Source organism: Amycolatopsis sp. VC5-11 (genome assembly GCF_037034185.1).
In the GTDB taxonomy this organism is placed as follows: domain Bacteria; phylum Actinomycetota; class Actinomycetes; order Mycobacteriales; family Pseudonocardiaceae; genus Amycolatopsis; species Amycolatopsis nivea.
Map to the genome: position 1 here is coordinate 1 of NZ_JBAGKF010000001.1, position 13,558 is coordinate 13,558.

Consider the following 13,558-nt stretch of genomic DNA (forward strand, 5'->3'; position numbering starts at 1 on the left):
CCTCGTCGGAGATCAGGGCTTCCAGCGCGGGCAGCGCGGCGATGATCGACTCGCGAGCCTCGGGCGTGAGCCGGTCGAGGCGGCGGTTGAGTTCCTGCACGCGGGTGGACCGCACGCCGGAGACGAGGCGTTCGCCTTCCTCGGTGGCGCGGGCGAGCCAGGCGCGCCGGTCGACCGGGTCGGATTCGCGCGTGACGTAACCGGCCTCCACCAGGGTGGCCACGATCCGCGACATCGTGGCCGCCGCGACGCCTTCCTTCGCGGCGAGGTCGCCGAGGCGCAGTTCGCCGAAGTGTACGAGCGTGGCCAGCGCGGAAATCGACCCGTGTCCGGGCCCGGGCGCGCCCGCCTGGCGCAGCGAGCGGGAAAGCCGCCCCACCGCTAGATACAACCGGCCCGTTACGTCCTGGACCGAGGAAAGAGTCACGATCGGCTCCTTCTGACGCTGGTGCCCGCCGCTGGGTGCGCCGGAAAGGGTGCCGTCAACCATACGGCGTACCCGTGCTCAATCCGTGTCAAGCGCGGGCGAAATCACCACAACCCGACTATTTGTGCAGCTTGGCCGCCCCATTCAGAGCACCGACACGTCGAGCGGCAGCTCGGCGGGCGGCGGCAGCGGCGCGGCGGCCTCCGCCCGGAACGACTGCAGCAGGTAGCCGGCGAGCCGCCGCGACGCCGCCGGTGCCGCGGCTCCCGCGCCCGATCGCAGCCCGCCGTTCGCCAGCAAGATCAACGACAGGTCGGAAACCGCGAAGTCAGCCCGCAGCGCACCGGCGTCCTGCGCCCGGCGGATCAACTCGGCGAATGCCCGCAACGCCCGGTCCCGCAACTCGGCGAAGGCGGCTTGATCCGGCAGCGCGGTCACGATCGCGGCGGAGAAACCGTGGTTGCGCGCCTGCATCGAGCACACCTCCTCGATCACCCGGCAGAACCCACGCCACGGATCGGGGTCGGCGAGCGCTTCGTCGAGCATGCCCGCGCACTCGGCCATCGGCTCCGCGAAGGCTTCCGCGACCAGATCGGCCTTCGTCGGGAAATGGCGGTACACCGTGGCGACGCCCAGACCCGCGCGGCGCGCCAGCTCGCTCATCGACACGTCGAGCCCCTCGGTCTCGAACGTGCGCTCGGCGACCTCGAGGAGGTGCGCGCGATTGTGGGCGGCGTCGGTGCGCAACCGAGTCGATTTTTCCGGCACTCTCTCACTTTACGTGAATCGGAAGCCCCTTTCCACTTTCCGTGCTAGAAGTGGAACATGCCTTCCACTTCGATGCGCGCCATCACCTACGACCGCTACGGACCACCGGAAGTCCTGCGCGAGACCACCCTTCCGACGCCGACGCCCGGCCCCGGCGAAGTCCTCGTCCGAGTGCGCGCCCTGACAGTCAACGGCGGCGAACTGGCCATGCGGTCCGGGAAGCTGCTTCCGTTCAGCGGCAAGCGTTTCCCCAAGCGAATCGGCGTAGACCTGGTGGGTGAGGTCGTCGATCCCGGAACCAGCCGGTTCACGCCCGGCGACCTAGTCTGGGGCGGCGGGCGGCGGATGGGCACCGCCGCCGAGTACCGCGTGCTGGCCGCGGATCGGCTGGACCACGTGCCTGCCGGGCTGGATCCCGCGCAGGCCGCGTCGCTGCTGGCGGGCATCACCGCGATCACCGCACTGCGGGACAAGGCCCATCTGAAACCGGGCGAACGCCTGCTGGTCCGCGGCGCGACCGGCGGGGTCGGCTTTGTGGCCACACAACTCGGCAAAGCAATGGGCGCGCACGTGACCGGTCTTGCCAGCGCCAAAAATCTTGAACTGGCAAGGGACCTCGGCGCGGACGCCGCACTCGACTACCGCGATCCGGGCGACCTGGGGAAGTTCGACGTCATCCTCGACACCGTGGGCCGAGACCTAGACACGTTCCGGCAGCTGCTGACCCCGCGCGGACGGATGGTCGCGATCGCGTTCGACCTCAACCGTCCGGCCCGTGCGGTTGGCTATGTCGCGGCCAATTCGCTACGACGTCGGCGGTGGGTGCGGGGGTTCAGCGGCAACCCGAAGGCAGACCTGCTGGCTGACCTGAGCCGCTGGGTCACCGCCGGGTTGGTGCGACCGTTGGTGGACCGGGTGTTTCCGTTGGCGGACATCGCGGGGGCGCATCGAGCACTCGAGGAAGGCGGGGTGCGCGGCAAAGTGGTGATCTCAGTTCCGTGAAGTGCGCGCACCGGCGCTGACGCACCCTGACCGACCAGCTGTTAAGCCTTTCCCGCGTGAGCTTTGAAGAGACACTCGAGCTGGTCGCCGCTCTGATTTTCCCGATGAATGTGCAGGCTGGCGGCATCAGCGAAGCCCTTCCGCTCACCACCGTCAATCTCGACAAGCAAGCGCGGATGCCTCGACCGAGGTTGATACGAACCATACTGGTCAACAGACCACAGAGCCACCGGGCCACCGTGCCCGATGCTCAATCCCATTTCCGAAACGCCGAAAAACAGGATCTTAATAATGTCCAGATCAGGATCCGCGCGCTCGCACCATTCCGTTGTCCTCAATTCCAGCACCGAGTGCCCGGCACCATAGGACCAGACCCTGAAGTGCCGATCACTCGACCACAGGAGTTCTCGCTTCACGCCACTCACGAACCGTTCCTCCCACGCGTGAACCCGAAGGCAGATCTGCTCGCCGACCTGAGCCGGTGGGTCACCGCCAGGTTGGTGCGACCGTTGGTGGACCGGGTGTTTCCGTTGGCGGATATCGCCGACGCACACCGCACGCTCGAAAGCGGCGGTGTGCGCGGCAGAATCGTCGTCGAGGTGTAGCTCAGCGAGGCGGACTGGACGCCTGCGCCCAAAACCGCTGCGGCACCCTTCCCGCGCCGCGCGCCAGGTACCCCGCCTCCACCGCGCTCCGCATCGCCAAGGCCATTCGTTCCGGGTCCGCCGCCCGGGTCACTGCGGTCGACAGCAGTACCGCCGAGCAGCCGAGTTCCATGGCCAGCGTGGCATCCGACGCGGTGCCGATCCCCGCGTCCAGCACGATCGGCACCGACGCGCGCGAGACGATCAGTTCGATGTTGTGCGGGTTCCGGATTCCCAGCCCAGTACCGATCGGAGCACCGAGCGGCATCACCGCGGCGCAGCCCGCCTCCTCCAGGCGCAGGGCGAGCACCGGATCGTCGTTGGTGTACGCGAACACCGTGAAACCGTCCGCCACCAGGCGTTCGGCTGCTTCCAGGGTTTCCAGCGGATCGGGCAGCAGGGTGCGGTCGTCGGCGTGCACCTCGAGTTTGATCAGGTTCGTTTCCAGCGCTTCGCGGGCCAGCTGGGCGGTGAGCACGGCTTCCGCCGCCGTGCGGCAGCCTGCGGTGTTCGGCAGCAGCTCGATGTCCAAGCGCCGCAACAGCTCCAGTACGCCCGAGCCGCCTTCGGCGTCGGCTCGGCGCATCGCCACGGTGGTGAGCTGGGTGCCCGACGCGACGAGCGCTCGTTCCAGCACTTCGAGATTCGCCGCGCCACCGGTGCCAATGATCAGTCGCGACGACAGCTTGTGTTCGCCGATGATCAGGTCGTCCATGCTCAACCTCCTTGAACCGCGGTCAGCACTTCGAGCTGCGCGCCCTTCGGCACGACCGCTTCTTCCCATTCGCCACGCCGCACGACCTCGCCGTTGACCGCGACGGCCACACCCCTGCGTTCCGCTCCCAGCGCGTCGAGGACCGCGGAAACGGTGCTGTCGTCGGGGAATTCCCGCCATTCGCCGTTGACCTTGATCTCCATCAGACTCGCTCCTTCTCGACCAGACGGGCGGGCGTCGCCGCGGCGACCTCCGGCGGCGGGGCTTCGCCGGCCAGCCACGCGACCACGGCGTCCGCAGTCGCGGGCGCCATCAGCAAACCGTTGCGGTGATGTCCTGTCGCCGCGTACACGCCTTCGCTCACTTCGCCGATGTACGGCAGAGCGTCACGGCTCGCAGCACGCAGTCCGGCAGCGACTTCCACCAGCTCGTACTCCGTGATGCCGGGCAGAATACGTTCCGCGCCTTCCAGTAACTCGCGTACGCCGCGCGCGGTGACAGCCTGATCGAAACCGGCTTCGTACTGCGTCGCGCCAAGGACCAGTTCGCCGTCTTCTCGCGGTACCAGATAGATCGGCCGCCCTTCGACCATCGCGCGCACCGTGTACGGCGGAGGCGGCAGACAGCCACGACGCGGACGCAGTCGCAAAATCTCGCCCTTCAGCGGGCGTACGGCGTGCTCCAGCAACGGATGCAGCTGCCCGGTCCACGCCCCCGCAGCGAGGATCACCGGGCCGGACACGTCGGAAAGGCTCTCGAGCCGCTCGCGCCGGAACTCGACCCCACGCTTCGTAGCCGCTTCGCTCAGCGCTGTGAGCAGTTTCCGGTTGTCCACGGCTAAATCACCCGGGACGTGCAGGCCGCTGCGCACCGCACCGACGCCCGGCGCGAGCCGCTTCGCCTCGCGGCCGGTGAGCGTCTCGACGTCGCGACCGAGCGAACGCAGGTACCCGGCGAGGATGTCGAGGTGCCCGGCATCGGCGCTGTCGAACCCGACGACGATCGTGCCGTGCTCGGCCAGCCCGGGATCGGTGCCCTCGTCGGCGAGGTCGCGTGCGAAGCCTGGCCAGCGCCGCAGCGACGCTTCCCCCAGGCTGAGCACGGCTTCCTCGCCCGGCCACGCCTCGGTGACCGGTGCGAGCATCCCGCCGGCCAGCCAGGACGCCCCGCCGCGCGCGGGCTCCGGGTCGACGACCGTGACGCGCCATCCGCGAGCGGCCGCACGCCAGGCGACGGACAGCCCGATGACGCCGCCGCCGACGACAGTGACGGTTGTGGTGCTGGTGTTCACAGTGGAATCACGCTCCCTGCGCCGGCATGACCCGGATCAGGTTCCACGGTCGGAGCGGCAGCTCCCTCTCAGCCCGTTGCCTCGGGCTCCCGTGCGGACTCCCACACCGTAGCGCGCGGGTAACGTCACCGCCATGCCTGCCTTGACCGGAGACCAAATTCGCACCCGGCTAGCCGACGCCCGGCTGTACCTGTGCACCGACGCCCGCACGTCCCGAGGCGACCTCGCCGAGTTCGCCGACGCAGCCTTGGCGGGCGGCGTGGACATCATCCAACTGCGGGACAAGACCGGCGGCGCCCCGCTCGAGGCCAAGCAGGAGATCGCAGCACTGGAAGTCCTGGCAGAGGCCTGCGCCCGACACGGAGCGCTGCTCTCGGTAAACGACCGTGCGGACGTAGCGCTGGCCGTCGGCGCCGACGTCCTGCACCTGGGCCAAGACGACATCCCAGTCTCCCTGGCCCGACGAGTCCTGGGCGACGACGTAGTCATCGGCCGATCCACCCATTCGGAGGAGCAAGCCACAGCAGCCGCCACCGAGGCAGGAGTGAACTACTTCTGCACCGGCCCCTGCTGGCCCACCCCGACGAAGCCCGGCCGCTTCGCCCCCGGCCTGGACCTGGTCCGCTCAACCGCAGCGAGCAACACCGAACGCCCGTGGTTCGCCATCGGCGGCATCGACGAACCCCGCCTACCCGAAGTACTGGCCGCAGGCGCGACCCGCATCGTCGTCGTCCGAGCAATCACCGAGGCGGAAGACCCCAAAGCAGCCGCACAAACCCTACGAGCCCACCTGGGATAACCACGCCCGCCGACCCACCCAAGGCGAGCCACCCAACCGCACCGGTGCCCCCAACGAGCGAGGCACCCACACCTCCCCCGCACCCCGATACGAAGCTCCCCTGCGGTTCGGGGGTGCTTGTCAAGGCATCTTTCCCGCCTTGACAAGCACCCCCGAACCGTCAGCACAATCAAGCTTCGGGGTGCCCCACGCAACCACCGTGCGCAATGTCGCCGCCAGGCGACGAGCTACTCCCCACCATTAGACGGAACCGCAGGCGCAGTAGCCGTCTGACTACCACTAGGCGCCTGCGAACTACTAGACGGCTTAGACGAAGAAGTCGGCGCCTGACTCTCCCGCGTAGCCTGCGAAGACGGCGGCGCACTAGCCGTAGTAGTAGGCGCAGACGTCGGACCGTTAGACCGAGACTCCCCAGTCGGCGGCGCCTGCGGCTGAGTACTGGGCGTGTTGTCCGGATGATCATCCCGCTGCTGACTGGTCTCCGGCTGCCGAGGAATCAACCCAGTCGACACATTCCCCTTAGTCGTCCAGTCAATCCCCACCAGCACAACCAACGCCACGACAAACGCGACCACACTGGACGCGATGATCAACGGCCACCGCATCTTCCGCAGCTTCTCGCCCAGACCTTCAGCCGCATCCGGCTGAGTAGGACGCAACCGAACCGTCGGCATGTTCGCCACGTCAGCGTCGACATGCACCGTCGCCGCGTCGCCGGAACCGGACTCCCGCACCGCCTCCACCGGCACCAGCGCACCGCGACTGCGCCGCGCCGCCGTCTCCATCGCCTTCCGCGCGGCATCGCGAGTGCGCTGCAAAGACCGCAGGTACAACTCGCCGCCGACGGTGCTGACCACACTGGCCACCCCGGCGCCGATGACTGTTCCCGCGACCCCCAGCGTCGAACCCAGCAACGCGGCGGTGACCGCCGCGAGCGCCGCGGCGAGCACCGAGGTCATGCGGAGTTTCTTCTTGTCCTCCGCGGTTTCCTTCTGCTCCTCGCTCATGATTCCGATCTGATCGTTTCCCAGCCCTGTTCCCTGCTTCTTCAACGGTTAAGTCGTCCGAGGTGCTCCCTTCGTTGCCCCGGCGTGAGGGACGCCACGTTGACTGTCCACAATGGATAGACTAAAGCTCACACTTTCCTGACATACTCGCCTCATGCACCTCGTGACGATCTCCGACATCGAAACCGCGGCCGGACGGCTGAAGGGCACCGCGGTGCACACCCCGCTGCTGCGCCAGCTCTGGGTTCCCGGCGAATTCTGGGTAAAACCCGAGAGCCTGCAACCGATCGGCGCGTTCAAGATCCGCGGCGCGTACAACGCGATCGCCGCGCTCACCGACGCCGAACGGGAACGCGGCGTGGTCGCGTATTCGAGCGGCAACCACGCGCAAGCGGTCGCCTACGCCGCGCGCGAATTCGGGATCACCGCGGTGATCGTGGTGCCGGACGTCACGCCGCGGCTGAAGGTCGAAGCGACCCGCCGCTGGGGCGCGGAAGTTCGCGAAGTGCCGATCGCGGAACGGGAATCGGCGGCGCTCGCCCTCGCCGAGGAACGCGGCCTCACGCTGATCCCGCCGTTCGACCACCCGGACATCATCGCCGGGCAGGGCACCGTCGGGCTGGAGATCGCACAGGACCTCCCGGACGTCGAGACTGTGCTGGTCCCGATCAGCGGCGGCGGCTTCGCCTCCGGGGTCGGCGTGGCGATCAAGGCGAAGTGCCCGAACGCGAAGGTCTACGGCGTCGAACCGGAACTGGCCGCCGACACCGCCGCCAGCCTCGCCGCGGGCGAGATCGTGGAGTGGCCCATCACGGACCGCGCCCGAACCATTGCGGACGGCCTGCGCGCGCAACCGTCCGAGCTCACGTTCGCGCACCTGCGGCACGTCCTGGACGGCGTGATCACGGTGACCGAGGACGAAATCCGCGACACCGTCCGCGCGCTCGCCCAGCAGGGCCGCCTGGTGACGGAACCCAGCGGCGCGACCGCTCCGGCCGCCTACCTGCACCACGCCGACGAACTCCCCGGCGGACGCACCGTCGCGGTCGTTTCCGGCGGCAACATCGATCCGGCGATGCTGGCCGAACTGCTCGCCTAGCCGAGCACCCAATGCGGCGCTCGGTGCATCTAGCGCACCCAATGCGGCATTCGGTGCGTCTAGCGCACCCAATGCGGCGCTCGGTGCGTCTAGCGCACCCAAAGTGGCGTTCGGTGCGTTTAGCGCACCCAAAGTGGCATTGGGGATGTTCAAGGCCGGTCACCAGTTGACGGTCTGCGCCTGCCGGTCCAGGTAGTGCAGCCCGCCCTTGCCCGCCCAAGCTTCGATCGTGTCGGCGACTCCGGGGATGCTCTCGTCGACGGTCAGCCGCGCGCTCGGGCCGCCCAGGTCCGTCTTCACCCAGCCCGGCGCCATCAGCAGCAGGGTGCGCGGGTCGTCGGCGTGCCGTGCGGCGAAGCTGCGCATGAGCTGGTTCAGCGCGGATTTGCTCGCCCGGTAGACCTCGAAGCCGCCGTTCGTGTTGCCGGAGACGCTGCCCTGGCCCGACGACATCACGCCGATGGTGCCCGTCGAGGGAACCAGGTCCTGCAGGGTTTCGACAACGCGCATCGGGCTCAGCGCGTTGGTCACCATGACCTGGGTGAAGTCCTCGGTGGACACGTCGGCGAAGGTCGCCGAGGGGTCGGTCGTGTAGTTGGTCCCGGCGTTGACGAACAGCAGGTCGAACCGGCCCGACCGGGCACGCAGCGCGGCGACCTGCTCGGGCGCCGTGATGTCGACGGTCTCCACCGTCAACCTGCCCTCGGCCGATTTGGCCAGCTCGTGCAGTGCGGACGGCGTGCGTTCGGTCGCGGTGACCTGCCAGCCGCGACGGAGGAACTCGGCGGCCAGCGCGTAGCCGAGCCCCCGCGACGCCCCGATGATCAACGCGCTCTTGCCTGTGGTCATGACTTCCCCTTAGCTATCAATTGATAGTTAACCTACTTCGCCGGGGAGATACCTGTCAAACGATAGGTATTGGGCTACGCTGGCCGGGTGAAAGACGAACAGCTCTTCGAGTTGGCCGACCTGATCCTCGCGGTGGCCCGGCACATCAACGCCGCCAAGGAAGCCAATGCCGAGTCGGGGACGCCGCTGGAAGGAGCGGTGATGCGGTTCGTCGACCGGCACCCCGGAACGACGGTCAACGCCGCGGCCGAGGCGACCCAGATGATCTCCAGCAACGTCAGCCGAGCCGTGCGGGGCCTGGAGAACAAGGGGCTGCTGCGCCGCGAAGCCGATCCCGACGACGCCCGCCGAGTACGGCTCTACCCCACCGACAAGGCAGCGGAGAACCTGCAACGGCTGCGCGACACATGGTCCGCTCTGCTGGAGGGAACGAAACCGGCCGAGGCCAGCGCCTTGATCACTGCCTTGCAGAGCATCGAGACCCGGCTAGTCGCCCGATCCCGCAGCACCACGTAGGCCAGCCAGCATTCCCACAAAGAATCAGCGATGCCCGCCCGGATGGACGTGCGTGGGCGGCCCTTCCACCCCGCAATGCAGACAATCCCCGGGATGCGGCGAATCGTCCGGTTCGGCAGCGCCGAGCACCCCGTTGTGAATTCCTAACGCGATCAGCCCGCCGACGATCGCCAGCACCGCACAGATCACCAACGCCGTCTGCCATCCGGCGGTCAGCGCGGTCGGATCGCGGTAAGCCGAACCGGTCAGACCCGCCGCGGCGGGCAGGACTGCCACCGCCAGAAGTCCACCCGATCGGGCGATCGCGTTGTTGACCCCGGACGCGACCCCGGCGTACCGGTCCGGGGCGGCGGCCAGCACAGTCGCGGTCACCGGGGCGACCACAGTGGCCAGTCCCAGCCCGAACACCACCACCGCGGGCAGCACCGACCCGAGGTACGACGACCCCGGTCCGACCCGCGTCAGCAGCAACATCCCGACGCCGACGACGATCGGCCCGACCACCAGCTGCAGCCGCGGTCCGATCCGCTGCGCGAGCGCCCCTGAGCGGCCGGAGAGCAACAGCATGATCACCGTGATCGGCAATCCGGCCAGCCCGGCCAGCGTCGGCGAATACCCCAGCGACACCTGAAGCTGCAGAACCAGCAGCATCATCACGCCGCCGAGCGCCGCGTAAACCACGAACGTCAGTGCGTTCGACAGCGTGAACGTCCGGTCGCGGAACAACGAAGGCGGCACCAGCGGTTCGGCAGCCCGGTGCTGGAGCCACAGAAACATCCCGAGCCCGGCGACACCGACCACCAGCGCGACCAGCACGACCGGATCGCCGATCCCGCGTACCGGCGCCTCGACCAGCGCACCGGTCACCCCGGCCAGCCCGAGCGCGCCGATCGCAGCGGCGACATAATCCGGATGTCCGGTCGCCGCGGTATCGCGCGACTCGGGCACGAACCGCCGCGCCATCAGCACGACAATCACCGCGAGCGGCAGGTTGATCAGGAACGCCAGTCGCCACGACCACGCCTGCACCAGCAGTCCGCCGAGCAGCGGGCCGACCGCCGCGGCGATTCCGCCGAGCCCGGACCACGAGCCGATCGCCCGCGCGCGGTCTTCGTGCGAGAACGACGACTGCAGGATCGCCAGCGAACCCGGCGTCAGCAACGCCCCGCCGATTCCCTGCAGCACCCGGAACAGCACGAGCAGCTCGGTCGACGTCGCCGCCGCGCACAGCCCGGACGCGAGCCCGAACCACACGACCCCGATCAGGTACACCCGCCGCCTGCCGTAGCGGTCGCCGAGCGACCCGGCGACCAGGATCAGCGCGGCCAGCGCCAGCAGGTAGCCGTCGAGAATCCACTGCAGACCGGCGACGGACGCGCCCAGCTCCTCGCCGATCCGGGGCAGCGCGACGTTCACGATCGTGCCGTCGAGCATCGCCATCCCCGACCCGAGGATGGTCGTCCAGAGCACGCCGCGAGCCGCGGGCGTGCCCCAGCGGATGCCGGTGTCCCCCGCGACACTCACGCGATCAGGGCAGCAGCGTGGTGACGAACTTGTACCGGTCGCCGCGATAGACCGCGCGGGCGAACTCGACCGGCTTGCCGTCGGTGGCGAACGAATGCCGGGTCAGCATCATCACCGGCATGCCGACGTCCGCGCCGAGGATCTCCGCTTCCTGCGGCCCGGCCAGCGACGTCTCGATCGTCTCCTCCGCGCGCTCCAGCTCGACGCCGTAATGCTCGCGCAGCACCGCGTACAGCGAACCGCCCGCGGTGATGTGCTTGCGCAGCCCGCGGAACCGGCCGAGCGGCAGGTGCGTGGTCTCGAGCGCCATCGGCTGGCCGTCGGCGAGCCGGAGCCGGCGCAGCCGCAGGATCTTCGCGCCGTTGCGCAACTGCAGCAGCTTCGTCATCTCGCCCTCGACCGGAAGCTCTTCGAGTTCCAGTAACTGGGACGACGGCTTCAGGCCCTGCTTGCGCATGTCCTCGGTATAAGAGGACAGCTGCAGCCGCTGCGCGAGCTTCGGCTCGGCGGCGAAGGTGCCCTTGCCCTGGACGCGGTGCAGTCTGCCCTCGGCGGTGAGATCCGCCAGCGCCTGGCGCACGGTGGTGCGCGAAACGGTGAATTCTCCCGCCAGCGCCCGCTCGGTCGGGATCGGCGATCCCGGCGGCAGTGCGTCGAGCAGGTCCAGCAGATGCTGCTTCAGCGCCCAGTACTTGGGTTCGCGCTGCCCTCGCGCAGCAGTCCCCGCCTCGCTCGCGGGGGGTGTCTCCAGCATGCCCGGCTCCCTCAGTCTTCCCACATTAAACGCGCCACTGCCCCGTGAGGAAACGTACCCTTCTCCCGACCCGCTCCGCCCGGCTAGCATTGGTCTAGACCTGACCGGACGCCGCTCAGCACACCGGGACACCCGTCCCGGCGGAGAGGAAAGTGATGACCCAACTACGTCCCGGCGAGCACATGGCCGCGGAAATCTCGGAGCAGCCCAGCATTCTGGCCGGGCTGGTCGAGCGGCGGTCCGGCATCGCAGCAGTCGCGGAAAAGATTTCACAGAACCCGCCGCGGTTCGCCCTGCTCGCCGCTCGCGGTTCGAGCGACCACGGCGCGCTGTACGCGAAATACCTGATCGAGGTACTCCTCGGCCTCCCGGCCGGGCTCGTGTCCCCGTCCACCGCGACGCTCTACGGCGCCCGTCCGGACCTGCGCGACGTGCTCTTCATCACCGTCAGCCAGAGCGGCGGGTCGCCCGACCTGATCGAGGTAACCGAGGCCGCCCGCCGTCAGGGCGCGCTGACCGTGTCGGTCACCAACACCCCGGACTCGCCGCTGCGCGCGGCTTCGGAACTGGGCGTGGACATCGGCGCCGGGGTCGAGAAGGCGGTCGCGGCGACCAAGACGTACTCGGCGACGCTGATGGCGCTGTACCTCTTCATCGACGCGATCCGCGGCGGCAAGGGCGAGGACGCGGAGAAGATCGGCGAACTGGCCCAGCAGACGCTCGACGGCGCCGCCGAAGGCGTGCAGCGCGCGGTGGACCGCTATCGCTTTGTCGACCGGGTGCTCACCACCGGCCGCGGCTACTCCTACGCCAGTGCGCTCGAAGCCTCGCTGAAGCTCGCCGAGACGAGCTACCTCGCGGCCCGCGCGTACAGCGGCGCGGACCTGCTGCACGGTCCGGTCGCGGCGGTCGACGGCGAGACCGCCGTGCTCGCCGCCACCAGCCTCGGCCGCGGCGGCGAGGCCATGCGCGAGGTCCTCGAAGCGGTCGGCGAGCGCGGCGCGGACGTGCTCGCGGTCGGCTCGGCGGCGAACGACGTGCCCGCCGCGGTGCGCATCCCGGTCGCCCCGACCGTCGAGGAATTGGCTCCAGTGCTGGAAATCCTGCCGATCCAGCGGATCGCGCTCGGGCTGTCGCTCGCGCGCGGCGGCAACCCGGACAACCCGCGCGGTCTGCTGAAGGTGACCAAGACCCGGTGAGCCTCGTAGTAGGCGTGGACGCCGGCGGCACGTCGACGCGAGCGATCGCGGTCGACGCCGCCGGCGTCGTGCACGGCACCGGAGCCGCGGCGGGCGCGAACCCGAACTCGCATCCGCCCGCGGAGGCGGCGGCCCGGATCGCCGGGGCCATCGAGTCCGCAGTGGACGGACGGACCGACGTGCTCGGCGTCGTGGTCGGCATGGCGGGCGAGAGCAAGCTGTCCGACCCGGCGGTCGCCGCGGAGTTCACCGCGGCGTGGGAGCGGATCGGTCTCGCCGGCCGGGTCCGGGTGACCGGTGACGCCGAGGTGGCCTACGCGTCCGCGACGGCCGAGCCGGACGGCACCGTGCTCGTCGCGGGCACCGGCTCGATCGCCGGGCGCATCCGCGGCCGCCGGATGGTCGCCACCGCGGGCGGGCACGGCTGGCTGCTCGGCGACGAGGGCTCAGGCTTCTGGCTCGGCCGCGAAGCCGTGCGCGCCACGCTCGCCGCGCTCGAGGGCGACGGCCCGCTCGGCGGATTGCCCGAGGCGGTCCTCGCCGAAGCGTTCGGACCGTCCGCAGTGGACCTGTCCGATCGCTTCAAGGTCATGTGGGCACTGGTGACCCATGCCAACGCGGAACCCCCGGTCCGGCTCGCCCGGTACGCGCCGCTGGTGAGTGCCGCCGCTGCCGCCGGGGAGGCCGCCGCGGAGGAGATCGTCGCGCGGGGCGCCCGGCATCTCGTGCGCGTCGCTCGCGCCACGCGCGAGCCGGGAGAAAAAACTCCGATCGTGCTCGTGGGCAGCGTGCTGGCCGAAAACGGCCCGGTCGGGGCTCGCGTGCGGGCCGAATTCGCCGGTCTTAACGTTCTGACCAGCTCCGATGGGGTGCTCGGCGCGGCCTGGCTCGCGGCGGTGCACGCGTGGGGCGAGGACACCCCGCGACCATCCCGACGGGTGAATGCCACCAAAACTTGAGCGGA

Annotated in this window: 16 protein-coding genes and 1 riboswitch; of the genes, 7 read left to right on the top strand and 9 right to left on the bottom strand. The window is 69.4% G+C overall.

What is annotated here, in order from left to right; translation table 11 throughout:
- Together WA670_RS00005 and WA670_RS00010 are read right to left on the bottom strand one after the other, a co-directional pair.
- A partial coding sequence (locus WA670_RS00005; protein ID WP_336156594.1) for a MarR family winged helix-turn-helix transcriptional regulator occupies positions 1-427 on the bottom strand: 427 nt, incomplete at its 3' end.
- A gap of 144 nt (positions 428-571) precedes the next feature.
- On the bottom strand, positions 572-1,195 hold the full coding sequence (locus WA670_RS00010; RefSeq protein ID WP_037807937.1) for a TetR/AcrR family transcriptional regulator: 624 nt from the start codon (positions 1,193-1,195) through the stop codon (positions 572-574).
- A gap of 57 nt (positions 1,196-1,252) precedes the next feature.
- Between WA670_RS00010 and WA670_RS00015 the strand changes: the two genes are divergently transcribed.
- Together WA670_RS00015 and WA670_RS00020 are read left to right on the top strand one after the other, a co-directional pair.
- Positions 1,253-2,197 carry an NAD(P)-dependent alcohol dehydrogenase gene (locus WA670_RS00015; RefSeq protein WP_336156595.1) on the top strand — a complete coding sequence of 315 codons (945 nt, stop codon included), beginning with the start codon at positions 1,253-1,255 and terminating at the stop codon, positions 2,195-2,197.
- Between the two features lie 56 nt (positions 2,198-2,253).
- Complete coding sequence (locus tag WA670_RS00020) at positions 2,254-2,802, top strand: zinc-binding dehydrogenase (protein WP_336156596.1); 549 nt, start codon at positions 2,254-2,256, stop codon at positions 2,800-2,802.
- 1 nt (position 2,803) lies between these two features.
- Here the strand turns inward: WA670_RS00020 and WA670_RS00025 are convergent, their stop codons facing one another.
- From WA670_RS00025 to thiO, 3 genes are all read right to left on the bottom strand, one after another.
- Positions 2,804-3,556, bottom strand: a complete 753-nt coding sequence (locus tag WA670_RS00025) for a thiazole synthase (RefSeq protein ID WP_037807946.1) — start codon at positions 3,554-3,556, stop codon at positions 2,804-2,806.
- A gap of 2 nt (positions 3,557-3,558) precedes the next feature.
- Positions 3,559-3,759 carry a sulfur carrier protein ThiS gene (thiS, locus tag WA670_RS00030; RefSeq protein ID WP_037361904.1) on the bottom strand — a complete coding sequence of 67 codons (201 nt, stop codon included), beginning with the start codon at positions 3,757-3,759 and terminating at the stop codon, positions 3,559-3,561.
- The gene (gene thiO / locus WA670_RS00035) at positions 3,759-4,847 is read right to left on the bottom strand and encodes a glycine oxidase ThiO (RefSeq protein WP_336156597.1); all 1,089 of its coding nucleotides are present in this window, start codon (positions 4,845-4,847) and stop codon (positions 3,759-3,761) included. The genes thiS and thiO overlap by 1 nt, the downstream gene beginning before the upstream one ends.
- A riboswitch (TPP riboswitch) is annotated at positions 4,844-4,950 on the bottom strand. (Overlaps the previous gene by 4 nt.)
- Positions 4,951-4,980: 30 nt before the next feature.
- On the opposite strand from thiO, the gene thiE reads away from it, so the two are divergent.
- On the top strand, positions 4,981-5,646 hold the full coding sequence (gene thiE, locus WA670_RS00040) for a thiamine phosphate synthase (RefSeq protein WP_238604031.1): 666 nt from the start codon (positions 4,981-4,983) through the stop codon (positions 5,644-5,646).
- 227 nt (positions 5,647-5,873) lie between these two features.
- Here the strand turns inward: thiE and WA670_RS00045 are convergent, their stop codons facing one another.
- On the bottom strand, positions 5,874-6,653 hold the full coding sequence (locus WA670_RS00045) for a hypothetical protein (RefSeq protein ID WP_336156598.1): 780 nt from the start codon (positions 6,651-6,653) through the stop codon (positions 5,874-5,876).
- A gap of 154 nt (positions 6,654-6,807) precedes the next feature.
- On the opposite strand from WA670_RS00045, the gene WA670_RS00050 reads away from it, so the two are divergent.
- Positions 6,808-7,752 carry a threonine ammonia-lyase gene (locus WA670_RS00050; protein ID WP_134728410.1) on the top strand — a complete coding sequence of 315 codons (945 nt, stop codon included), beginning with the start codon at positions 6,808-6,810 and terminating at the stop codon, positions 7,750-7,752.
- A gap of 159 nt (positions 7,753-7,911) precedes the next feature.
- Here WA670_RS00050 and WA670_RS00055 read toward each other — a convergent pair whose 3' ends face one another.
- Positions 7,912-8,601, bottom strand: a complete 690-nt coding sequence (locus tag WA670_RS00055; RefSeq protein WP_134728411.1) for an SDR family NAD(P)-dependent oxidoreductase — start codon at positions 8,599-8,601, stop codon at positions 7,912-7,914.
- Positions 8,602-8,688: 87 nt separating this feature from the next.
- Between WA670_RS00055 and WA670_RS00060 the strand changes: the two genes are divergently transcribed.
- Positions 8,689-9,117, top strand: a complete 429-nt coding sequence (locus WA670_RS00060; RefSeq protein WP_037809291.1) for a MarR family winged helix-turn-helix transcriptional regulator — start codon at positions 8,689-8,691, stop codon at positions 9,115-9,117.
- Between the two features lie 24 nt (positions 9,118-9,141).
- Here WA670_RS00060 and WA670_RS00065 read toward each other — a convergent pair whose 3' ends face one another.
- Both WA670_RS00065 and WA670_RS00070 read right to left on the bottom strand, forming a co-directional pair.
- Complete coding sequence (locus tag WA670_RS00065; protein WP_336156599.1) at positions 9,142-10,641, bottom strand: MFS transporter; 1,500 nt, start codon at positions 10,639-10,641, stop codon at positions 9,142-9,144.
- A gap of 4 nt (positions 10,642-10,645) precedes the next feature.
- Positions 10,646-11,395, bottom strand: a complete 750-nt coding sequence (locus tag WA670_RS00070; RefSeq protein ID WP_009084055.1) for a GntR family transcriptional regulator — start codon at positions 11,393-11,395, stop codon at positions 10,646-10,648.
- Positions 11,396-11,550: 155 nt separating this feature from the next.
- On the opposite strand from WA670_RS00070, the gene WA670_RS00075 reads away from it, so the two are divergent.
- Both WA670_RS00075 and WA670_RS00080 read left to right on the top strand, forming a co-directional pair.
- The gene (locus WA670_RS00075; RefSeq protein WP_037807968.1) at positions 11,551-12,594 is read left to right on the top strand and encodes an SIS domain-containing protein; all 1,044 of its coding nucleotides are present in this window, start codon (positions 11,551-11,553) and stop codon (positions 12,592-12,594) included.
- A complete protein-coding gene (locus WA670_RS00080) occupies positions 12,591-13,553 on the top strand; it encodes an N-acetylglucosamine kinase (RefSeq protein WP_037807971.1) in 963 nt (320 codons plus the stop codon). Before WA670_RS00075 ends, WA670_RS00080 begins: the two co-directional genes overlap by 4 nt.
- Positions 13,554-13,558: the final 5 nt, after the last annotated feature.